Origin of the sequence: Streptomyces sp. R28 (assembly GCF_041052385.1) — a bacterium.
Taxonomy (GTDB): domain Bacteria; phylum Actinomycetota; class Actinomycetes; order Streptomycetales; family Streptomycetaceae; genus Streptomyces.
Map to the genome: position 1 here is coordinate 857,880 of NZ_CP163439.1, position 20,083 is coordinate 877,962.

Annotated in this window: 19 protein-coding genes; 10 read left to right on the forward strand and 9 right to left on the reverse strand. The window is 72.4% G+C overall.

Annotated elements, in window-relative coordinates; genetic code table 11:
• Window positions 1-7: 7 nt before the first annotated feature.
• Complete coding sequence (locus tag AB5J49_RS03615; RefSeq protein WP_369167008.1) at window positions 8-2,449, forward strand: right-handed parallel beta-helix repeat-containing protein; 2,442 nt, start codon at window positions 8-10, stop codon at window positions 2,447-2,449.
• Window positions 2,450-2,487: 38 nt separating this feature from the next.
• On the opposite strand, the gene AB5J49_RS03620 is transcribed toward AB5J49_RS03615, so the two are convergent.
• Window positions 2,488-4,794 carry a hypothetical protein gene (locus tag AB5J49_RS03620; protein ID WP_369167009.1) on the reverse strand — a complete coding sequence of 769 codons (2,307 nt, stop codon included), beginning with the start codon at window positions 4,792-4,794 and terminating at the stop codon, window positions 2,488-2,490.
• A 339-nt stretch (window positions 4,795-5,133) separates the two neighbouring features.
• Between AB5J49_RS03620 and AB5J49_RS03625 the strand changes: the two genes are divergently transcribed.
• Complete coding sequence (locus tag AB5J49_RS03625; protein WP_369167010.1) at window positions 5,134-5,964, forward strand: DeoR/GlpR family DNA-binding transcription regulator; 831 nt, start codon at window positions 5,134-5,136, stop codon at window positions 5,962-5,964.
• A gap of 90 nt (window positions 5,965-6,054) precedes the next feature.
• Complete coding sequence (locus AB5J49_RS03630; protein ID WP_369167011.1) at window positions 6,055-6,534, forward strand: SRPBCC family protein; 480 nt, start codon at window positions 6,055-6,057, stop codon at window positions 6,532-6,534.
• Between the two features lie 52 nt (window positions 6,535-6,586).
• Here AB5J49_RS03630 and AB5J49_RS03635 read toward each other — a convergent pair whose 3' ends face one another.
• Window positions 6,587-7,711 (reverse strand): PLP-dependent cysteine synthase family protein, encoded by a 1,125-nt coding sequence (locus tag AB5J49_RS03635; RefSeq protein ID WP_369167012.1) that lies wholly within the window; start codon window positions 7,709-7,711, stop codon window positions 6,587-6,589.
• A gap of 342 nt (window positions 7,712-8,053) precedes the next feature.
• Here AB5J49_RS03635 and AB5J49_RS03640 point away from each other — a divergent pair, with 342 nt between their 5' ends.
• Window positions 8,054-8,377, forward strand: a complete 324-nt coding sequence (locus tag AB5J49_RS03640; RefSeq protein WP_369167013.1) for a hypothetical protein — start codon at window positions 8,054-8,056, stop codon at window positions 8,375-8,377.
• A gap of 185 nt (window positions 8,378-8,562) precedes the next feature.
• A complete protein-coding gene (locus AB5J49_RS03645) occupies window positions 8,563-9,105 on the forward strand; it encodes an ATP-binding protein (RefSeq protein ID WP_369167014.1) in 543 nt (180 codons plus the stop codon).
• A gap of 239 nt (window positions 9,106-9,344) precedes the next feature.
• Here the strand turns inward: AB5J49_RS03645 and AB5J49_RS03650 are convergent, their stop codons facing one another.
• From AB5J49_RS03650 to AB5J49_RS03660, 3 genes are read right to left on the reverse strand one after another with little or no spacing between them, the layout of a single operon-like run.
• Window positions 9,345-11,906, reverse strand: coding sequence for an ABC transporter permease (locus AB5J49_RS03650; RefSeq protein WP_369167015.1), 2,562 nt, complete (start codon window positions 11,904-11,906; stop codon window positions 9,345-9,347).
• Window positions 11,903-12,661: an ABC transporter ATP-binding protein gene (locus AB5J49_RS03655; protein ID WP_369167016.1), complete on the reverse strand. Its 759-nt coding sequence runs from the start codon at window positions 12,659-12,661 to the stop codon at window positions 11,903-11,905. Before AB5J49_RS03655 ends, AB5J49_RS03650 begins: the two co-directional genes overlap by 4 nt.
• Window positions 12,658-12,939 (reverse strand): SHOCT domain-containing protein, encoded by a 282-nt coding sequence (locus tag AB5J49_RS03660; protein WP_369167017.1) that lies wholly within the window; start codon window positions 12,937-12,939, stop codon window positions 12,658-12,660. Before AB5J49_RS03660 ends, AB5J49_RS03655 begins: the two co-directional genes overlap by 4 nt.
• Window positions 12,940-13,157: 218 nt before the next feature.
• Here AB5J49_RS03660 and AB5J49_RS03665 point away from each other — a divergent pair, with 218 nt between their 5' ends.
• The 4 genes from AB5J49_RS03665 to AB5J49_RS03680 are packed head-to-tail and all read left to right on the forward strand — an operon-like array spanning window position 13,158 to window position 14,982.
• The gene (locus AB5J49_RS03665) at window positions 13,158-13,748 is read left to right on the forward strand and encodes a TetR/AcrR family transcriptional regulator (protein ID WP_369167018.1); all 591 of its coding nucleotides are present in this window, start codon (window positions 13,158-13,160) and stop codon (window positions 13,746-13,748) included.
• A gap of 11 nt (window positions 13,749-13,759) precedes the next feature.
• On the forward strand, window positions 13,760-14,332 hold the full coding sequence (locus AB5J49_RS03670) for a DUF4865 family protein (RefSeq protein WP_369167019.1): 573 nt from the start codon (window positions 13,760-13,762) through the stop codon (window positions 14,330-14,332).
• Window positions 14,333-14,349: 17 nt separating this feature from the next.
• The gene (locus AB5J49_RS03675) at window positions 14,350-14,526 is read left to right on the forward strand and encodes a DUF1272 domain-containing protein (RefSeq protein ID WP_369167020.1); all 177 of its coding nucleotides are present in this window, start codon (window positions 14,350-14,352) and stop codon (window positions 14,524-14,526) included.
• Between the two features lie 24 nt (window positions 14,527-14,550).
• Complete coding sequence (locus tag AB5J49_RS03680; protein WP_369167021.1) at window positions 14,551-14,982, forward strand: tautomerase family protein; 432 nt, start codon at window positions 14,551-14,553, stop codon at window positions 14,980-14,982.
• On the opposite strand, the gene AB5J49_RS03685 is transcribed toward AB5J49_RS03680, so the two are convergent.
• Complete coding sequence (locus AB5J49_RS03685) at window positions 14,979-16,448, reverse strand: ketol-acid reductoisomerase (RefSeq protein WP_369167022.1); 1,470 nt, start codon at window positions 16,446-16,448, stop codon at window positions 14,979-14,981. The genes AB5J49_RS03680 and AB5J49_RS03685 overlap by 4 nt on opposite strands.
• A gap of 90 nt (window positions 16,449-16,538) precedes the next feature.
• Between AB5J49_RS03685 and ilvY the strand changes: the two genes are divergently transcribed.
• Complete coding sequence (gene ilvY, locus AB5J49_RS03690) at window positions 16,539-17,390, forward strand: HTH-type transcriptional activator IlvY (protein WP_369167023.1); 852 nt, start codon at window positions 16,539-16,541, stop codon at window positions 17,388-17,390.
• On the opposite strand, the gene AB5J49_RS03695 is transcribed toward ilvY, so the two are convergent.
• The 3 genes from AB5J49_RS03695 to AB5J49_RS03705 form a co-directional block, all read right to left on the reverse strand.
• Window positions 17,377-17,826: an RpiB/LacA/LacB family sugar-phosphate isomerase gene (locus tag AB5J49_RS03695; RefSeq protein ID WP_369167024.1), complete on the reverse strand. Its 450-nt coding sequence runs from the start codon at window positions 17,824-17,826 to the stop codon at window positions 17,377-17,379. The genes ilvY and AB5J49_RS03695 overlap by 14 nt on opposite strands.
• A gap of 262 nt (window positions 17,827-18,088) precedes the next feature.
• Window positions 18,089-19,327 (reverse strand): ROK family protein, encoded by a 1,239-nt coding sequence (locus tag AB5J49_RS03700; protein WP_369167025.1) that lies wholly within the window; start codon window positions 19,325-19,327, stop codon window positions 18,089-18,091.
• A gap of 36 nt (window positions 19,328-19,363) precedes the next feature.
• Complete coding sequence (locus tag AB5J49_RS03705; protein WP_369167026.1) at window positions 19,364-20,041, reverse strand: alpha-ketoglutarate-dependent dioxygenase AlkB; 678 nt, start codon at window positions 20,039-20,041, stop codon at window positions 19,364-19,366.
• Window positions 20,042-20,083 lie beyond the last annotated feature (42 nt).

Genomic DNA, 20,083 nt, shown 5'->3' on the forward strand with positions numbered 1-20,083 from the left:
CAACGCCATGGCACAGGGCACGGTCCAGGTGACGCACACCGGCACATCGCGGTGGCGGCGCCGCACGGGTGAGTACGCATCGCTCGCGGCCGCCCTGGAGGCCGCGACCGACGGTGACGTCCTCACCGTCGCGCCCGGCACCTACCGGGAGAACCTCGTGGTCCAGCGGGCGGTGACCCTGCGCGGTCCCGAGGGCTCCCCGGGCTCGGTGCGTATCGCGCCGGTGGACGGCGTGCCGCTGACGGTGCGCGCCTCGGCGGTGGTCCAGGACCTGCATGTGGAGGGCCAGGACGCGGCGGCGCCCGCGCTGCTCGTCGAGGAGGGCGCCCCAGAGCTGTCGGACGTCCGGATCGTGACGCGGTCCGCGGCCGGGATCGAGGTGCGCGGCGGCGCCCGACCGACTGTGCGGCGCTGCACCGTCGACAACCCCGCGGGCATCGGCATCGCCGTACTCGACGGCGGGGGCGGGGTGTTCGAGGAGTGCGAGGTCGTCGCGGCAGGCCAGGCGGGCATCGCCGTACGCGGCGGGGCGCACCCGCGCCTGGAGCGCTGCCGGGTCCACCACGCCTCGGGCTCGGGGCTCACGGCCACGGGTGAGAACTCCGCGCTGGAAGCGGTGGGTTGCGAGGTCTACGAGGTGCGGGGCTCCGGTGTCCAGATCACCGGCCGGGCCACCGCCCACCTCACCGACTGCGATGTGCACCGCACCACCGCCGACGGCGTCACGCTCGACACGGACGCCGTGCTGACCCTGGCCGACTGCCGTATCCACGACATCCCGGAGAACGCGGTCGACCTGCGGTCCCGCTCGGTGCTGACCCTGACCCGCACGACAGTGCGTCAGTTCGGGCGCAACGGCCTGTCGGTGTGGGATCCGGGCACGCGCGTGGACGCCAACCAGTGCGAGATCTTCGACAGCACGGGCGACTATCCGGCGGTGTGGGTCAGCGACGGCGCCACCGCGGTGCTGGAATCCTGCCGGGTGCACGACGTGCCGGACGCCCTGTTCGTCCTCGACCGCGGTTCGCGCGCGGACGTCGTCGACAGCGACCTGTCCCAGGTGCGCAATACGGCCGTGTCGGTGAGCGACGGCGCCACCGCCCAGCTCGACGACTGCCGTATCCGGGACGCGGCGACGGGCGCCTGGTTCCGGGACCACGGCAGCGGTGGCACGCTCAACAACTGCACCCTGGACGGCACCCAGACGGGCGTGATCGTCACCAAGGGGGCCGACCCCACCATCGAGCGCTGCACCGTCGACTCGCCGGCCGAGGCCGGGTTCTACGTCTCGGCGGGCGGCCGCGGCACCTTCCTGAACTGCCGGGTGAGGGGCAGCGCAGGCTACGGCTTCCATGTGATCGACGGCTGCCGTACGACGCTGAAGAAGTGCCGTACGGAGCGGTGCGCGCGCGGCGGGTACGAGTTCGCGGACGGCGGCCCGGACGCCGCCTCCGGGGTGGGACCCGACGTGGAGGACTGCACCAGCGACGAGAGCGCGGGCCTGAGGCAGCCCCCGCCGGCACCGGAGCCCGCTGTACAGACCGTGCGCCAGTCCCCCGGCCTGCTGGGCGCGATCCCCGGCCAGCGCACGACCGAGCAGGAGCCGCTCGTCGCCGCCTCGCAGCCCGAGAAGCCGACGCGGACCTCCAAGGACGTCCTCGGTGAACTGGACGCGCTGGTGGGCCTGGAGAGCGTCAAGCGCGAGGTGCGCGCCCTCACCGACATGATCGAGGTGGGCCGGCGCCGCCAGCAGGCGGGCCTCAAGGCCGCGTCGGTCAAGCGGCACCTGGTCTTCACCGGCTCCCCCGGCACCGGCAAGACGACGGTCGCCCGACTCTACGGCGAGATCCTCGCCTCCCTCGGCGTCCTGGAGCAGGGCCACCTGGTCGAGGTGTCCCGCGTCGACCTGGTCGGCGAGCACATCGGCTCCACGGCGATCCGCACGCAGGAGGCCTTCGACAAGGCACGCGGCGGTGTGCTGTTCATCGACGAGGCGTACGCGCTGTCGCCGGAGGACTCGGGCCGGGACTTCGGCAAGGAGGCCATCGACACGCTGGTGAAGCTGATGGAGGACCACCGCGACGCGGTCGTGGTGATCGTGGCCGGCTACACGGCCGAGATGGAGCGCTTCCTCTCCGTCAACCCCGGTGTGGCGTCCCGCTTCTCACGGACCATCACCTTCAGCGATTACGGCCCCGACGAGCTGCTGCGGATCGTGGAGCAGCAGGCCGAGGAGCACGAGTACCGGCTCGGCCCGGGCCTCGCCGAGGCTCTGCTGAAGTACTTCACGGCGATCCCCAAGGGCCCGGCGTTCGGCAACGGCCGTACGGCACGCCAGACCTTCGAGGCGATGGTCGAGCGACACGCGGGCCGGGTCGCCCAGCTCGCCGAGCCGAGCACGGACGACCTGACTCTGCTGTACGCGGAGGATCTGCCGGAACTGCCCTGAGGTCGCCGACCGATCGGATCCCTCCCGAGGCCGCCGGATCAGCTCTCGGCCGCAGCCTGCGGCCGTTGCGCCGGCACCTCCGGACGCAGCCGGGCCAGCAGTCGCTCCCGTTCTTCCGCGAACGCCGGGTCCGCCTGGTAGTCGCTGTGGCCGAGGATGGGGGCGGGCAGGGGGTGTTCGGGGGTACGGCCGTACGCCAGGGGGTCCTTGAGGGCCTCGCGGTCCACCGTGGGGGTACAGCTGCCGGGCAGGCGGACCGGGCCGCCGATGGGGTCGGTGAGCCGGTACAGGTTGCGCCAGCAGTCGACCTCCGCGTGCAGGGAACTGAGCGCGGCCGGGCCGAAGTGCGCCGGGAACCAGCGGCCGTAGAGGCGTTCCAGCGGCGAGCCGTAGGTCAGGAGCGCGACCCGCTTGCGGTCGGCCGGTGTCAGCTGCCAGGCCGCTGCGGCCGCGAGCACGCTGCCCTGGGAGTGCCCGGAGATGACAAGGCGGCGGCCGTCCTCGGCGCGCGTCCAGGTAGCCATCCGCCAGGTCAGGTCGGGCACCGCGCGCTCGGCGTAGCAGGGCGGCGCGAAGGGGTGGGCGGCGCGCGGCCAGAAGGTGCCGACGTCCCACAGGATGCCGATGGTGCGCCGCGCGGAGGCGTCTTTGTAGGCGCGCCTGCCCCAGGTGACGAAGAGTACGAAGCCCACGCCGATCAGCCAGGAACCCAGCGCCTGCGCCGTCTCGGCGGCGCCGTGGACGAAGGCGTACGCCCCGTCGGCGGCCGCGCTCGGTGTCTCGTCGCTCGTCAGGGCGCCGACCAGGGCTCCTGCGCCCAGCAGCAGCGTCGCGGTGGAGGTGACGGCGACTACGAGGGGGCCGCGGTCGGTGAGCGTGGCCATCGCGCGCGTGCTCGCGATACGGCGGGTGCGTGCCGCGTCCTGGGGCTCCCCGGTGTAGTCGAGCTCCACCGTGCCCAGTTCGGCGCGGCGCAGCTGCCAGGCCCGCCGTGCCAGCCAGCCGCAGAGCAGCAGCAGGAGGACCAGCAGCGGTGGGATGACGGACGCCTGCCAGGTCAGCAGGACCGGCGGGCCGACGATCGACGTACCCGTGCCGTCCAGCCAGTCGGCCACCCGCTGGGACACCCCGCCGGACATCACGCCGCCGAGGGCGCAGGCCAGCATCGCCACGGCCGGTCCGCCCAGGCCCCGCATCGCGGCGCGCGGGTCGGGCTGCGTGCGGTGCAGGACGTGGGCGACGACGGCGAGGACGATGACGAGCAGGCCTTGGAGGAAGGCGATGGCGCCGAAGGTGGGGTCGCCCGGGAGGCGGCCCGCCGACTGCCAGCCCGGCCGCTCCCACCCGGCGTACACCAGGGCGAGCGCCAGCAGGAAGAGGGAGGCCAGCGGGAGGCGTCGTACGAGATGCTCGTCGAGTTCCTGGTCGAGGCGGTTCTCGCTGCGGCCCCGGCGGCAGACCACCCACACCACTACGGCCGCCCCGGCAACGATCGCCGCTTCCAGCAGCCACCCCAGGGTGTCGAGGAGCGCGGGTCCACCGGGTCTGCGGTCGAAGCGCGCCGCCGCCGAGCCGACCGCGGCGGCGACCGTCAGCAGGCCCGCGGCGGTGTGCGCGGCGCGCAGCCGGGCGACCAGGCGACGGCCGTACCAGAAGCCGGGGCGGCCCAGGGAGGTACGGCCGGACTCCTCGTCGGGCTCGGGCTCGCGGGACATCGGCTGCTGGGACTCGTACGCGCTCCAGGTGCGACGGGAGAGGTACCACAGCAGGCCGGTCAGCGCGGCCGGCACCACGGCGGCGAGCGCGAGCCTGCGGCCCGGGTGGCTCCACCAGCCGCCGTCCGAGACGACGGGTGACAGGAAGCCCAGCCAGCTGTGGCGCTCGGCGCACGCGCGCGTGCCGGCGCACTGCCAGGCCGCGAGGTCCAGGGCGACCTCGCACGCGGCCGCGACCAGCAGCACCGTCAGTGTGAGGCCCGCGAGCCGCACGAGGAGGCCGTAGAGGCGCACCGTACGGTCGCGGTCCCGTGCGGTGGGGCGCATCCAGTGGGCGAGGTTGACCACCATGAACGGCAGTAACAGCAGCCACAGGGCGCGTGCGCTGTTTCCTGAGGTGAGGTTGCACCAGACGTATGCCTCGCGGACCGGTTCGCCCCGGTAGTCGTCCGGTCTTTCCTCGGCGTCGACGTCCTCGGCCCGCCGGAAGACGGCGGCCGTGTCGTCGCCGGTGATCCGCACGGTCCGCGGATCGTCGAGCATGTCCTGCGGTGTGGTGCCGCCGACACCGTGGACCAGGAGTTCCAGGGCGATCCTGGCGCCCTCGGGCCCCGTGACGGGAGCGTCCATCGCCGTGTCCGCTCCGTTTCTCGCGGCACGTTCCTGCGCATGTTCCACTGTTCGCACTTCCCCCGTGACGAGCCATCGGCTTCTGTCTGTGCGGGCACAAGGATCTCCCCGCAGGGACCCTCTTACACCTCTCGTCACGGAATCTCCCCGATCCGTGTGAAGAACAGCGGAGCGGACGATGCGAAAGTGACATGCGCGCGTCGTGACAGCCAGTGGCGCGACCGGTACCGACCCATGCGAGTATGGGACGTCCCGCGCACCGGGAGGAGCGAGAATGTCCTCATCAGAGCAGGTGCGCAGGGCATGGCGGACGGCACAGGCGAAAGGACCGGAGCGTACGTGAGCGAGAATCAGAACCTCCTCGCGGAGCAGCGGCGCGCCCTGATCCTGGACGAGGTACGGCGCAGAGGCGGGGTGCGCGTCAACGAGCTGACGCGAAAGCTCGGCGTGTCGGACATGACGGTGCGGCGCGACCTCGACGCGCTGGCCCGGCAGGGCGTGCTGGAGAAGGTGCACGGCGGCGCGGTCCCGGTGGTCGAGGCGAGCACGCACGAGCCGGGCTTCGAGGCCAAGTCGGGTCTGGAGCTGACGGCCAAGGAGGACATCGCGCGGGCGGCGGGCGAGCTGGTCGCGCCGGGCAGTGCGATCGCTCTGTCGGGCGGTACGACGACGTACGCGCTGGCGCACCAGCTGGTCGACGTGCCCGACCTCACGGTGGTCACGAACTCGGTGCGGGTGGCCGACGTCTTCCACGCCGCGCAGCGCACGTCGGGCCCTCGGCAGGGCGCGGCCACGGTCGTGCTGACCGGCGGGGTGCGCACACCGTCCGACTCGCTGGTGGGCCCGGTGGCCGACCAGGCGATCGCGGCGCTCCACTTCGACGTGCTGTTCCTGGGTGTGCACGGGATATCGGTCGAGGCCGGCCTGTCCACGCCGAACCTCGCGGAGGCCGAGACCAACCGGCGTCTGGTGCAGTCGGCGCGCCGGGTCGTGGTGGTCGCCGACCACACCAAGTGGGGTGTGGTGGGGCTGAGTTCGTTCGCGGCGCTGGAGCAGGTCGACACGCTGGTCACGGACGCCGGTCTGGAGACCGAGGCGCGCTCGGAGATCGCGGAGCATCTGCGGCGGCTGGTGGTGGCGGGCGAGCCCGATGAGGGTGCGGACCTCTGAGGTCGGCGACGTCTCGCGGTGCAGACATCTGACGGGGCGCCAGCTATGGTGACGCTGCCCGGTGCAGCGTCGGCATAGGGGGTTTCGTCCATGGCTCACCTGCTGCGTGAGGTGGGACTCGACTTCGTCGAGTCCGCGCCCGTACGGCATGTCTTCTCGCGGGAGATCACCGCTCCCCCGGAGACGGTCTACCGCGCGCTGGCCGAGGACGTGTCGGGCTGGACCGAATGGTTCTCGGCGGTGACGCTGGCCCGGCCGCTCGACGCCGGAGCCCGGCGCGAGGTCCGGCTCAGGGGTGGTACGCGTTTCGAGGAGACGATCCTCGTGGCGAAGAGCCCCGAGGTGTACGCCTACCGCGTCGATGTCACCAACGCGCCGGGGGCGCGGACCATGGTCGAGGAATGGCGGCTCGCCCCGGCCGGGACGGGCACGCGGGTGCAGTGGACGTTCGCGGTGGACGGCACGGCGCCCTTCCGGTTCACCTTCGGCCTGGCGCGGGCCGGCCTGGGCCGGGCGTTCCGGGACGCGGTGACCGCGCTGGACCGGCGGCTGGCGTCCGAGGCGTCCTAGTATCCGCGGGCCACCCGGGAGTGTCCGCGGGCCACCCGGGAGTATCCGCAGGTCACTCGGGCCACACGCCCGTGGCCAGCAGCTGCTCGATGGCCGCCGAGTACGGCGCGATGTCCAGGCCCTGCTCGGCCAGCCACACGTCCGAGTAGTACTTGTCGAGGTACCGGTCCCCCGGGTCGCACAGCAGCGTCACCACGCTCCCCTTCCGCCCCTCGGCCACCATCTCCGCGACGATCTTCAGCGCGCTCCACAGGCCGGTGCCCGTCGAGCCGCCCGCCTTGCGTCCGATGCCCTGCTCCAGGGCCCGCACGGCGGCGACGCTCGCCGCGTCCGGCACCTTCATCATCCGGTCGATGGCGCCGGGCACGAAGCTCGGCTCCATGCGGGGCCGGCCGATGCCCTCGATGCGGGAGCCGCGGCCGCAGGTGACGTCCGGATCGCCGGTGGTCCAGCCCTCGAAGAAACACGAGTTCTCCGGATCGGCGACACAGATGCGGGTGTCGTGCTGCATGTAGTGGACGTACCGGGCGATGGTCGCGGAGGTGCCGCCGGTTCCGGCCGTGGCGACGATCCAGGCGGGCTCCGGGAACCGCTCCAACTCCAGCTGGCGGAAGATGGATTCGGCGATGTTGTTGTTGCCTCGCCAGTCCGTGGCCCGCTCGGCGTAGGTGAACTGGTCCATGTAGTGGCCGCCGGTCTCCACCGCGAGGCGGGCGGACTCCTCGTACATCCTGCGCGAGTCGTCCACGAAGTGGCACCGGCCGCCGTGGAACTCGATCAGGCGGCACTTCTCGGCGCTCGTCGTGCGTGGCATGACCGCGATGAAGGGCACGCCGATCAGCTTCGCGAAGTACGCCTCGGAGACGGCCGTCGAGCCGCTGGACGCCTCGATCACGGGGCGGCCCGGCCGGATCCAGCCATTGCAGAGGCCGTAGAGGAAGAGCGAGCGGGCGAGGCGGTGCTTGAGGCTGCCGGTCGGGTGGGTCGACTCGTCCTTCAGGTACAGGTCGATGCCCCACTGCTCCGGCAGCGGGAAGCGCAGCAGGTGCGTGTCGGCCGAGCGGTTGGCGTCGGCCTGTACCTTGCGCACGGCTTCTTTCAGCCACACGCGGTAGGCGGCGTCGCTGTGGTCGACGTCGAGGGTCACGCCGGACGGGATCTGCTGGATGGTGCTCACGGCGCTGCTCCTCGTGCTGTTCGGCCACGGCGACTCGCGTGGCCGTCACTTCGAGCATAAACATCTTTCGCACGCTTCTCACCTGCATAAACACTTCTTTGAGAGCCTCAAAGGCACCCCTGGGCCAGTGGCCTCACGGGGACCTTGGGGGCGCATTCACGCGAGTGCTCCGAGCGCCCCCGGTCAGGCGTGACGTGCGTACTGGTGCTCGACGCGGGACACGGGCAGACTGCACCGGACGGGACGGCGATCCCGCACGGGGGGCACACTGGATCACGACCAGGGCCGGCCACGCCCGGACAGGACGAGCCGGCACACCGACGCGCACCAAGGGGGCGGGGCATGGCGGAGCCGGAGGTCAGGGCAACGGGCGTGCGGATCGGGAAGCGGCTGCGCTCGCTGACCCGGGCCGGACAGGTGCGGATCAGCGACGGCAGGGTGCAGTTGCTCACCAGCTACGGCAGCGAGATCGACAGCGCACCCGTGCAGGCGGTCCGGGCGTCCAAGCCCTGGTTCTCGCCGGACGACCGGGCGCTGGCGGACCTCAACGGCAATCGCTACTCACTGACTCTGGGCGATCACGACCCCGCTCCAGGTGAGCCGGGTCCGCCTGCCGCGCGCCGGTTCATCGAGGCCGTGCGGAAGGCTGCCGGACGTAAGGGCTGAGTCACCGCGAGTTGCGGTACCGCACCCCCTGCGTCACTCTGGTCTCACGTCACTCTGGGTTTACCGGCGATAACGCTGCGAACCAGCCCCGCCGGCCACGACAGCAGGCGGCCGTTTCCTTCAAGCATCCTGCTGGATCCGTACTCCGTGTTCTTCCGGACCACTTCAGTCGGGGAGTCGCAGCCGTGATCAGATACCCAAGCAGGCACTGCACGGTGGAGCTCCAAGCCCTGCCGTCGCGGATCGGCCAGGTCCGCAGAATCGTATCGGCGCAGTTGCGCTACTGGCATCTGGATCCCTTGATAGACCGCGCCGCGCTCGGTGTGACCGAGCTGTTGACCAACGTCCACCAGCACGCCCGGCCGGACAAGACGTGCACCGTCGAGATCGAGCTGCTGCTCGACCGGCTGACGGTCTCGGTGCGCGACCACGACCCGCGTCTGCCGGTCGTGGCGGATGGCGAGGTCATGGACACGCTCGCCACCTGCGGGCGCGGCCTCGCGATGGTGGCCGCGGTCAGCGAAAGCTGGGGCGTGCGGCCGGACGGGGACGCCGGGAAGGTCGTGTGGTTCACGCTTCCGACGCCCTCGGCCGCTCGGGCCGCGGTCGCGCGTCCGCCGCGGCGGACGACCGTGGAGAAAGCGGCGCGCCGATTCGCGGAGGTCGGGTCGCGGGTCGACCTGCACAGGCCCGAACACGCTCCCGCCCGGTCGGCCGTTGTCGGCTGACCGGGCGGTGACACCTCTGTTGGTTCGTTCGCCTACGGGGCGCCCAAGCCGGTGTCGAGACGGCGATCGTGCTCAGCCCTTCGGGCCTCCGCGCGTTCGCCGTCTCGGCACCGGCGCGCCCCTCCGGCTCTCTCACGGCCGTTGCCGTTGGCCCACTGAGGTTGGTGGGCTCTTGCCGTTGGCCTTGTTGACCGTTGGCTGACCGCTGCTTCAGGGGCACGACGTCTGCCCCGTGAGCGTCACTCGGTGGCGATCGCCCGCAGTACGTCCAGGCGTGCCGCCCGGCGCGCCGGGCGTAGGCCCGCCAGGGCTCCGGCCGTGAGGCCGACCAGCGCCACCACCGCGAGTTGCAGGGGCGGCATCGCGAAGGCGAAGGTGCTGTCGCTCGCGCCGTCGGAGGCCCTGACCAGGACCCAGCCGAGGAAGGCGCCGAGGGCGAGGCCGCCGACCGTGCCGAAGGCGGCCACCAGGACCGACTCCCAGCGGACCATCGCGCGCAGTTGGGAGCGGGTCTGGCCCACGGCCCTCAGCAGGCCGAGTTCGCGGGTGCGCTCGTGGATCGCCAGGGTGAGGGTGTTGGCGATGCCGAGGAGTGCGATGAGCACCGCGAGGGCGAGCAGTGCGTAGACGAGCGTCAGCATCATGTCGATGCCGCTCGCCGAGGACTGCGCGTACTCGTCGCGGGTCTGCACCTCGGGGTTGCCGTACTGGGCTGCGACCGTTTCCACCGCCGCCTTGCCCGCGTCCGCGCCGACGCCGTCCTTGAAGGAGACGGCGAGGAGGGTGTCAGCGTCCTGGGTGCGGTGCGGGGCCCAGGCGCCGCGGGTGATGACGTAGTCGCCGGCGAGCTCGGACCGGCCGTAGACCGCGCGGACCTCGAAGGTCTGCTTCCGGCCGTCGGTGAAGGTGAGCTGGGCCTTGTCGCCGGTGGTCAGGTTCTGTTTGTCGGCCTCCTTCTCGGTGATGGCGATGCCGTCCGTGCCGAGGTCGCGCAGGGAGCCCTGGACGTTGCCGAGGTCGAAGGTGCGCTCCAGGGCGACCGGGTCCGTGACCGTCAGCGCGCGTCCCTTGCCGTCGACTTCGGCGACTCCGCGGCCGAGGCCGACGGCCGTGTCCACCTCGGGCAGCCGCTGGACCGCGTCGGCGAGGCGCGGGCTCAGGCCGCTGCCGCCCGCGCCGAACGACGGGGTGCTGACGGCCACGTCGCCCGCGAAGGACCTGGACACGGTCTGGTCCATGGTCGCCTTCAGAGAGGCGCCGAACACCGTGAAGAGGGAGACGACGGCCACGCCGATCATCAGGGCGCTCGCGGTGGCGGCCGTTCGCTTCGGGCTGCGCAGGGCGTTGCGGCGGGCGAGTCCGCCGGTGACGCCGCGCAGTCGGTCCAGGGGGCCGCCGAGGATCCGTACGGCCGTCGTGGAGGCGACCGGGCCGAGGACCACGAAGGCGGCCAGGGCCAGGACGGCGCCGGTGCCCGCCAGCCAGAGGGACGGGGTCACCAGGACGCCGCCGAGCGTCGCGCCGACCGCGAGGGCCAGCAGGCCCAGGCCGGTGACGGCGCGGAGGCGGGAGGCGCCGGAGGTGTCGACGGCCGTCTCGCGCAGGGCGGCCAGCGGTGCGGTGCGGCCGGCGCGGGCGGCGGGCAGCAGTGCGGAGCCGAGGCAGACCACGATGCCGACCGCGAGCGGCAGGGCCATGGAGAGTGCGCTGATGACCAAGTCGCCCTCGGGGAAGGGGAATCCGATTGCCGGGAACAGCGCCTGCAGGCCGGCCGCGACGCCGATGCCGCCCGCGAGGCCGGCCACCGACGCGGTGACGGCCACGGCGATCGCCTCGACGAGGGTCGACGCGGTGACCTGGCGGGGTGCGGCGCCGAGGGCGCGCAACAGGGCGTTCTCGCGGGTGCGTTGGGCCACCACGATCGCGAAGGTGTTGTGGATGGAGAAGGTCGCCACCAGCAGGGCCACACCGGAGAAGACCAGGAGGAAGGTGGTGAAGACGTTCAGGAACTGGCTGGAGATCATGTCGGTGTTCTCCTGGGCCGACTCCTGACCCGTGATGGCCTCAACGCCGTTCGGCAGTGCGGGAGTCAGCGCGTCGACCAGCTCCTGCTGGCTGACGCCGGGTCCGGCCCGTACCTGGATGCTCGCCGCCTCGCCGGGCCCGGCCGTGAGGTACTTCTCGGCGTCGGCCTGGGTCATGCCGGTGAACGTCACCTGGGCCATGCCGTCCTCGCCGCCGAAGGTCGCGAGGCCGACGACGGTCACCTTGACCGGGTCGGGCGTGCGCAGGGTCGTCGTGTCACCGATGTCCAGGTCGCCGCGCTTGGCGGTGCCGCGGTCGATGACGACCTCGCCGGACTTCTGCGGGGCGTGGCCCTCGGCGAGCTGGTACGCGTTGAGCTCGGGGTCGGCGATCCAGTTGCCTGCGAGGGTGGGCGGGCCCTGGCCGCCGATCGGGTCGCCGTTCCTGCCGACGAGCTGGCCGGCGCCCTGGATGTTGGGCGCGGCGGCCGCGACGGCGGGGACCTTCTCGATCGTGCTCACCAGGTCCGTGTCGACGGGTTCGCGCACGCCCTCGCTCTCGCCGGGCGTCGTGATGGCGTCGTCGCTGCGGACGACGGCGTCCGTGCCGCTGGTCGCGTTGCCGAACATGGTGTCGAAGCCGGCGCGCAGGGTGTCGCCCATGACGAGGGTGCCGGCGAGGAAGGCCACGCCGAGGAACACGGCGAGGAACGTGCCGGCGAAGCGGCGCTTGTGGGCGCGCAGGGAGGACACGCTCAGGCGGACGGAGGCGTTCATGACGGCACCTCGAAGGCTTTCATGCGGTCCAGGACCTTGTCGGCCGTCGGGGATTCCATACGGTCGACCAGGCACCCGTCGGCGAGGAACACGACCTCGTCGGCGTGGGCGGCGGCCACGGGGTCGTGGGTGACCATGACGACCGTGCGGGCCGTCTGGCGCACCGCGCGGCCGAGCAGGCCGAGGACCTCCTCGCCGGAGCGGGAGTCGAGGTTGCCGGTCGGCTCGTCGGCGAAGACGACGTCCGGCCGGCCGGCGAACGCCCGGGCCACGGCGACGCGTTGCTGCTGGCCGCCGGAGAGCTCGGAGGGCCGGTGGTGGAGCCGGTCTCGCAGGCCGACGACGTCGATCAGCGCGTCGATCCACTCCGGGTCGCCCTTGCCGCCCGCCAGGTCCAACGGCAGCCTGATGTTCTCCGCGACGGTCAGCGTCGGCACCAGGTTGAACGCCTGGAAGACGAAGCCGACGCGGTCGCGGCGCAGGAGGGTGAGGCGGCGGTCGTCGAGGCTGCTCAGCTCGGTGTCGCCGATGTGGGCGGTGCCCGAGGTGAGCGTGTCGAGGCCGGCCGCGCAGTGCATCAGGGTGGACTTGCCGGAGCCCGAGGGCCCCATGATCGCGGTGAAGCGGCCGACCGGGAAGTCGACGCTCACCCCGTCCAGGGCCCTCACGCTGGTGTCGCCGGTGCCGTACACCTTCACGGCGTCGACGACGCGGGCGGCCGTCGGCGTGCTCGTCGTGGTGGCCGTGGCGGTCATGCCGCACCGCCCTTGCCGGTGCGGCCGAACTGCTCGTCCAGGACGGACAGCCGGCGCCAGTACTCGTCCTCGTCGATCTCGCCGGAGGCGAAGCGGTGACCGAGCACCGTGAGGGGCGAGTTGTCGTCGGCGGCGGGCCGCCGGGGGCCGCGACGTCCGCGCCACACCGTGCGGCGCAGGAGAGTGATGCCGCCGATCACGACGGCTGCCCAGATCAGCGGGAAGAGCAGGATCCAGGGGCCGGGGCCGCCGTCTGCGAAGTGAGCCAGGGTCTGCATCTCGAGTCATCTCCCGAGTCGGTTCGGAGGGTTCGGAGGGTTCGGAGGGTTCGGAGGGTTCGGAGGGTTCGTTCGGTGATGTCTCGAGACTCGCTCCGCAGGGGGGTCCGGGGCGTCGTACGGCCAGCGGCACTGCGCGTACCTCGCGGGGAGTAGGCGGGGCCGGTTCGGCTGCTCCGGAAGGGCTCGGCCAGGACTCGACTTCTGTAACTACTAGTATGTACAGTGAGGGCATGAGCACCTCGGACACCTCGGACCGGCTGATCGAGTCCACCCGGGAACTGCTGTGGGAGCGCGGCTATGTGGGCACCAGCCCCAAAGCCATCCTGGAGCGGGCGGGCGCCGGGCAGGGCAGCATGTACCACCACTTCAAGGGGAAGCCCGATCTCGCCCTGGCCGCGATCCGGCGTACCGCCGCGGAGATGCGGGCTACCGCCGCGGGAGTACTCGACGGTCCGGGAACGCCGTACGAGCGCATCGAGGCGTATCTGCGGCGCGAGCGCGATGTGCTGCGTGGCTGTCCGGTCGGGCGGCTGACGATGGACCCGGACGTGATCGCCAGCGACGAGCTGCGGGCGCCCGTCGACGAGACGCTCGACTGGCTGCGTGAACGGCTCGCCGGGATCGTCGAGGAGGGCAAGGAGCAGGGCCAGTTCGCGCCCGGGCTCGACGGCGAGTCGATCGCGGCGACGATCGTCGCGACCGTCCAGGGCGGCTACGTCCTGGCCCGCGCGTCCGGTTCTCCCGCCGCCTTCGACGTGGGTGTCCGGGGGCTGCTCTCCCTTCTCGCACCGCACCAGGACCACTAGGAAGGCGCCCGATGCACGCGATGCAGTACGAGCTCACCCTGCCCGCCGACTACGACATGGGGATCATCCGCCGTCGCGTGGCGAGCAGGGGACACCTGCTCGACGACTGGCAGGGGCTGGGCTTCAAGACGTATCTGATGCGCGAGCGCGGTGCGCTCGGATCGCCGGTCAACCAATACGCGCCGTTCTATCTGTGGAACACCGGCGCGGGCATGAACGCCTTCCTCTGGGGAGGCCCCTTCCAGGGCATCGTCGACGACTTCGGCCGCCCGTCGGTCCGGCAGTGGTCCGGGCTGGCGTACGAGGAGGGCGGGGCCGCCCACTCCCCCGCGCGGGTCGCGGTGCTGCGGCGCGAACAGGTGCCGGACAGGGGGCTGTTGACCGATGTCATGGCGGACGCGGCACGTGAGACCGAGCGGCTGGCCGGCGAGGACGGGGCGGTGCTCTCGGCGACTGCCGTGGACACAAGTCGTTGGGAGCTGATCCACTTCTCGCTCTGGGAGAACGACACGCCCAAGGCCGACGGCGACGTGTACGAGGTGCTGCACATGTCCGCGCCGGGGCGGGACCGATTGCCGGGCTGACGAGGAAAGGCGAAGACATGGCACTGGAGATGCGTGAGCGCTGCGAGCGGTGCGAGACGGCGGCCCTGCCGCTCGACGCACCTGCACTTATCTGCTCGTACGAATGCACCTTCTGTGTGCCGTGCAGCGAGGCCATGCGGGGCGTCTGCCCCAACTGCGGTGGCGAGCTGGTCCCCAGACCTCGCCGTTCGTGACGTTCGCAGCAAGGAGACCCACACATGCCCTTCGTCCGCATCGACGCCCTGGGGACCGACCCCGAGCGCCTTGACGCCCTCGGCCGTGCCGTCCACGACGCCCTGGTGGAGGCGATCGGGATCCCGCCCGACGACCGGTTCCAGGTGCTGGTCGGGCACGACGGCACCCGAAGCACCCTGCGCTACGACAGCGACTATCTCGGCATCCACCGGGACGACGGCCTCGTGTACGTCACGATCACCCTGCGCTCCGGGCGGACCCCCGCGCAGAAGCAGGCGCTGTACCGGCGGATCGCCGAACTCGCCCACGCCTACGCGGGGACCGAACCGCGGAACGTCTTCGTCAACCTCATCGAGAACGAGCCGATCAACTGGTCGTTCGGCGAGGGAGTGGCCCAGTACGCCGATGCCCCCGCCCCTGTCGACTCGCCCGCCCTCACCGGGCCGTCGTCCTAGGCCACGGCGATGTCCACGGTCGGCCGGAGCTTCGCGGCCGCGGCCAGGGCCTCGTGCACCGGGTGGGCGTTGAAGGCCGTCAACAGGGCCGCGTCCGCCGGGTGTTCGGCGCCCGGGTAGGCGATCTGCTCGTACGCGGCCTGGAAGCGCGGGCCCCAGCGGCGGGCGCCGAGGCGGGCCGTGCGGGAGCAGTTGTCGACCATGTGGGCCACGTCCCGCGCGTGCATGTAGGGCAGCAGCGAGTCGACGGCCTCGATGACCGACTCGTTGACGATCTCCGACCAGAGGTGGCCGCGCTCGGCGAACTCGTCGATCTGGGCCGTCATCGTCGCCACGAACACCCCGGCGGTGAACGGGTCGACCGGCAGTTCGCGTGCGGCCCGCCGGGCGTGCACCCGGTCGCCGACGGCCCACATCGGTGAGCCGCCGATCCTGCTCATCGGGCGTGCGCCGAGCCGCCGTTCGGCCAGGATCACACTGCGCAGCTCGGTGCCGTCGGCGACCTCGTCGTAGATCTCGGCGACGATCTCGCGGGCGGGACCGTACGTCGCCGTGTACGCCCGGTCGAAGACGGCCCGGCCATCGCGGTCCAGGCCCTCCCGCACGGCACGCAGTCCCGCGCGGGAGATCGTCCGAGCGATCGGGCCGGTGACGTTCTCGCAGGAGCGCTCGTACGCCGTCACCTCGTCGTCCCCGGCGAGCCGGTAGCGGGCGTACAGGCTCTCGACGATGCCGTGGACGGCGCCGAGCAGGATGGCCCGCTCACCGACGATGTCGGAGAGGTACTCACTGTCGAGCGTGGTGCGGAAGGTGTAGGGCGAGCCCAGCGCCACCGACCAGCCGAGCGCGATGTCGACGGCACGGCCGTCCGGGTCGGCGTGCACGGCGAAGCTGCTGTTGATTCCGGCGCCGTTGATCTCCGCGCCCTGCTCGTAGAGCCTGCGCACGGAGTCGCCCATGCCCTTGGGACATACGGCGATCACTCCGTGCCCCGGCGGAAACTCCCGGCCCTTTTCGCGCAGATGGCCGAGCAGGAAGCCGTGCGAGAGGCCGATGACGGCGCCGGGCTTCAGGGCCGCGAAGATCTCCCGGTGGTGGGCGGCGAGCGCGGCGTCGGCGATCAGCAGGATCACCAGGTCGCTGTCGGCGGTGACGGCGAGCCAGTCGCCGAGCGTGCCGTCCTCCTCGGTGAAGCCGTGTGTGCGGGCGTCGGCGGCCGAGCGGGAGCCGGGGCGCAGTCCGACGGCCACCCGCACACCGGTGCCGGCGAGGGAATCGCGCAGGTTGCGGGCCTGGGCGCGGCCCTGCGGGCCCCAGCCGATCACGCCGATGCGCTGGACGCCGGCGAAGGCCTGCGGCAGCAGCGGGAAGAGGTGCCGGCCGCCGCGCAGGATCGTCTCCGTGCCGCCGGGGACGTCCATCGTTTCGAGGGGGAAGACGCGGGAGGCGTAGGTGGTGGAGGTCATGGTCGAGTTGTAGGCTCCATGCGAGCGTTGCAGCAAGCGCAACTTGTGCAGCGCAGTGTTGCGGGAACTGAAACAGCGAGGTCGGAAGGCATGCGCGACGATCACCGGGACCTACGTCTCTTCCTGCATCTGGCGCAGACGCTGAACTTCGGGCGGACCAGCCTCGACTGCCATGTCAGCCCGGCGACGCTGACGCGCACCGTGCAGCGGCTGGAGGCCGATCTCGGGCACCGTCTGTTCGACCGTGGCCCGCGTGGGGTGGCACTCACGGCGGAGGGTCACCGCTTCCGTGAATACGCCGTCCGGGCACTGGAGTTGTGGCGCGCCTACCGCGAGGAGCATCCCGACCCGGCCGAACTCACCGGCCGCCTGGCCGTGTTCGCCACCGTCACCGCCTGTCAGGCGCTGCTGCCCGACCTGTTGGCGCCGTTCCGCACCGCCCACCCCCAGGTGCGGCTCGATCTGCGCACCGGTGACGCGGCGGCGGCGCTGGCCCGGCTGGACGAGGGCGAGGTGGACGTGGCCGTCGCGGGGATCCCGGCGCGGCTGCCGGAGTCGCTGGTGAGCCGGACGGTCGCGGTGACGGAGCTGGTCATGGTGACCGCACGGGACCGTCCCGACCCCGGCCTCGAAGGGCCCTTCGTCCTCCCCCACCGTGGGCTGGTCCGCGAGGCCGCCGACCGCTGGCTGCGCTCCCGCGGCACGACACCCGAGGTGGCCTGCGAACCCGACGGCCACGAAGGGCTGTTGACGCTGGTCGCCCTGGGGTGCGGCACGGGTGTGGTGCCGCGTCTGGTGCTGGAGCACAGTGCGGTGCGCGACCGGCTGTCGGTCGTCCCGGCCGATCCGCCGCCGGAGCCCTTCCCGATCGGGCTGTGCGTCCGGCGGGCCGATCTGCGGCGGCCGCTGGTGGCGGCGCTGTGGAGCCTCACGGCTCCCTGAGGTCCAGGCGGCCGACGCGGGCCACGTTCTCCCGGTCCTCGGCGTCCGCGCTGGCCTCGGCCGCGAACCAGGCGTCGAGGATCTCCTTGAGCAGCGGCTCGGACGTCAGCCGCAGGCTGAGCGCGAGCACGTTGGCGTCGTTCCAGCGGCGAGCGCCGTCCGCTGTGTACGCGTCCGTGCACAGGGCGGCCCGCACGCCGGGCACCTTGTTCGCGGCGATCGAGGCGCCCGTGCCGGTCCAGCAGCACACGACCGCCTGGTCGGCCGTCCCGACGGCGACCTCGCGGGCGGCCGCCTCGGAGCAGGCGGCCCACTGGGGGTCGTCGCCGGGGCTGAGCGCCCCGTGGGTGACGACGTCGTGACCGCGACCGCGCAGCTCGGTGACGAGGAGACGGGCCACGGGTTCGTCCATGTCCGAGGAGACGGAGATCCGCATGTCACGAAGGGTACCCATGTCCGCCGGGAGTGCGGCGCTCCGAGCGGCGGCCGGGGCCGAGCGTGGAGAGGAGCGCCGTCGCTGATGTCCGAGGGCCACACCTTCGCCGGCACCGAGGGCGGCACCGTCCGCGGGAAGCGGGCCTTACCCAGTACCGCCTCACGGGCGGGCCGGTCGGCGAGTGGCGAGGGTAGGGCGAGTGGCGAGGGTAGGAGGACACGCCTCGGGTACGCCTTGAGCCCGGTCTGCCGCCACGGGCCCCCTAGGCGAGCGCCGCCAGCGGATCGTCCAGCACCGGCTGCCAGGCCAACTCGGCAGCGCCGACCAGGCTGTTGTGGTCGAGGGTGCACGCGAGGATCGGGACGCCACCGCTCTGGCCCCACAGGCTGCGGCCGGCGACGACCGCGCGCAGGCGCTCGGGGTCGGCGTCCAGGAGGGTGCGGTGGAGGCCGCCGAGGATGATGCGGTCCGGGTTGAGGATGTTGACCAGGCCTGCGAGACCCAGGCCGAGGCGGTCGATGAGGGCCTCAGTGGCCGTGCGGACCTCGGGGTTGTCGTACCGGGTGCGGATCAGGTCCTTGGCCTGCTGAAGCAGGTTGACCTCGGGTCCCGGCTCGCGGCCGGCCGCCGTGAGGAGGGCCAGCGGGTCGGCCTCGACGTCGAGGCAGCCACGGCTGCCGCAGTGGCAGGGTCTGCCCTCGGGGTTGACGGTGAGGTGGCCGACCTCCAGGGCCAGGCCCGAACTGCCGGTGTGCAGACGGCCGTCCAGCACGAGCGCACCGCCGACGCCCCGGTGCCCGGTGGCCACGCACAGCAGGTGCCGGGCGCCGCGACCCGCGCCGTGCCGGTGCTCGGCGAGGGCGGCGAGGTTGACGTCGTTGCCGGCGAAGGCCGGTCCGGTGATCCCGGCCTCGCGCACGCGCTCCGCGAAGATACGGCGCACGGGCGCACCCACGGGCCAGGCCAGGTGCAGCGGGTTGAGCGCCAGGCCGTCCGGTTCCGCGACGGCGGACGGTACGGCGAGTCCGGCGCCGACGCAGCGCCGCCCGGTCGTGCGCAGCAGGTCGGCACCTGCCTCCACGACCGAGCCGAGGACCTTGGCGGGATCGGCGTCCACCGTCTCGCAGCCGGGTGCGGTGGCGACGATACGGCCGCCGAGGCCGACCAGCGCCGCCCGGAAGCCGTCGGTGTGCACCTGTGCGGCGAGGACGACCGGGCCGTCCTCGGCGACCGCCAGCCGGTGCGAGGGCCGCCCCTGCGAGCCGGCTGCCGCGCCAGGCCGGGCGTCGACCCGGATCAGGCCGAGCGCCTCGAGTTCGGCGGCGACCGCGCCGGCCGTGGCCCGGGTCACCCCGAGCTCGGCGGTGAGGACGGCACGCGTGGGGGCGCGTCCGGTGTGCACGAGCTCCAACGCGGGTCCGAGCGCACCGCGCCCCCGGTCCAACCGCGTCCTGGAGGTGGTCCCTTCCCCCGCCGACCGGGGGTCCGCCTTGCCGCTCATGAGGGCGAGTCTCCCATGATCCGCAGATGCGGCGGCCTACAGACCGCTCACTCTGAGCGTGATGTTCAACCGCCCGGTCAGCCCCAACTCCGGCGGTGCGGTGCCCGGCTGCACCCTCGGCACACCGTGGTGGGCGAGCCGCGACGGGCCGCCGAAGACGAACAGGTCGCCGCAGCGCAGCTCGACGTCCGTGTACGGCCGGGTCCGGGTCTCGGTGTTGCCGAAGCGGAAGACGCAGGTGTCGCCGAGGCTCAGGGACACCACCGGGGCGTGCGACTTCTCGTCGCTGTCGCGGTGCATGCCCATGCGGGCGTCCGCATCGTAGAAGTTGATCAGGGCGATGTCGTACGCCATCACCGGTCCGCCCCGTGCGCCCCCATCCGCGTCCCCCGCCACTTCCCCGAGTGCGTCCCGCACCGCGTGCCGGCCCAGCTCGCCCAGCCACTCGGGGAACGGTTTCACCGGCGCGCCGTCGCCGTCGACGATCGTGCGGGCGTAGGCGTACGGGTACCAGTGCCAGCCCAGGCAGACCTGCCGGGCGGTCATGGTGCCGCCGCCGGGGGTGCGGACCGTACGCAGGCCGGCCGGTGGGCGGGCCCACTCGCGGCAGGCCTCCAGCAGCTCGCGCTGGCGGTCCTGGTCCAGCCAGCCGGGCACATGTACCGCTCCCGGCGCGACCTCCGTACGTTCCCGGGGGAACAGCTCGGCGTCCATGCCTTCCATACTCCCCCACGGGCCGTGAGCTGCGGCTCGGCT

Excerpts from the sequence above, each read along its gene's own strand:
- AB5J49_RS03665 (WP_369167018.1), top strand. The coding sequence starts at position 13,158 with ATGTACAGTGAGGGCATGAGCACCTCGGACACCTCGGACCGGCTGATC.
- AB5J49_RS03630 (WP_369167011.1), top strand. The coding sequence starts at position 6,055 with ATGGCTCACCTGCTGCGTGAGGTGGGACTCGACTTCGTCGAGTCCGCG.
- AB5J49_RS03705 (WP_369167026.1), bottom strand. The coding sequence starts at position 20,041 with ATGGACGCCGAGCTGTTCCCCCGGGAACGTACGGAGGTCGCGCCGGGA.
- AB5J49_RS03620 (WP_369167009.1), bottom strand. The coding sequence starts at position 4,794 with ATGGACGCTCCCGTCACGGGGCCCGAGGGCGCCAGGATCGCCCTGGAA.
- AB5J49_RS03695 (WP_369167024.1), bottom strand. The coding sequence starts at position 17,826 with ATGCGGATCTCCGTCTCCTCGGACATGGACGAACCCGTGGCCCGTCTC.
- AB5J49_RS03680 (WP_369167021.1), top strand. The coding sequence starts at position 14,551 with ATGCCCTTCGTCCGCATCGACGCCCTGGGGACCGACCCCGAGCGCCTT.
- ilvY (WP_369167023.1), top strand. The coding sequence starts at position 16,539 with ATGCGCGACGATCACCGGGACCTACGTCTCTTCCTGCATCTGGCGCAG.
- AB5J49_RS03655 (WP_369167016.1), bottom strand. The coding sequence starts at position 12,661 with ATGACCGCCACGGCCACCACGACGAGCACGCCGACGGCCGCCCGCGTC.
- AB5J49_RS03700 (WP_369167025.1), bottom strand. The coding sequence starts at position 19,327 with ATGAGCGGCAAGGCGGACCCCCGGTCGGCGGGGGAAGGGACCACCTCC.
- AB5J49_RS03650 (WP_369167015.1), bottom strand. The coding sequence starts at position 11,906 with ATGAACGCCTCCGTCCGCCTGAGCGTGTCCTCCCTGCGCGCCCACAAG.
- AB5J49_RS03640 (WP_369167013.1), top strand. The coding sequence starts at position 8,054 with ATGGCGGAGCCGGAGGTCAGGGCAACGGGCGTGCGGATCGGGAAGCGG.
- AB5J49_RS03660 (WP_369167017.1), bottom strand. The coding sequence starts at position 12,939 with ATGCAGACCCTGGCTCACTTCGCAGACGGCGGCCCCGGCCCCTGGATC.
- AB5J49_RS03675 (WP_369167020.1), top strand. The coding sequence starts at position 14,350 with ATGGCACTGGAGATGCGTGAGCGCTGCGAGCGGTGCGAGACGGCGGCC.
- AB5J49_RS03615 (WP_369167008.1), top strand. The coding sequence starts at position 8 with ATGGCACAGGGCACGGTCCAGGTGACGCACACCGGCACATCGCGGTGG.
- AB5J49_RS03685 (WP_369167022.1), bottom strand. The coding sequence starts at position 16,448 with ATGACCTCCACCACCTACGCCTCCCGCGTCTTCCCCCTCGAAACGATG.
- AB5J49_RS03670 (WP_369167019.1), top strand. The coding sequence starts at position 13,760 with ATGCACGCGATGCAGTACGAGCTCACCCTGCCCGCCGACTACGACATG.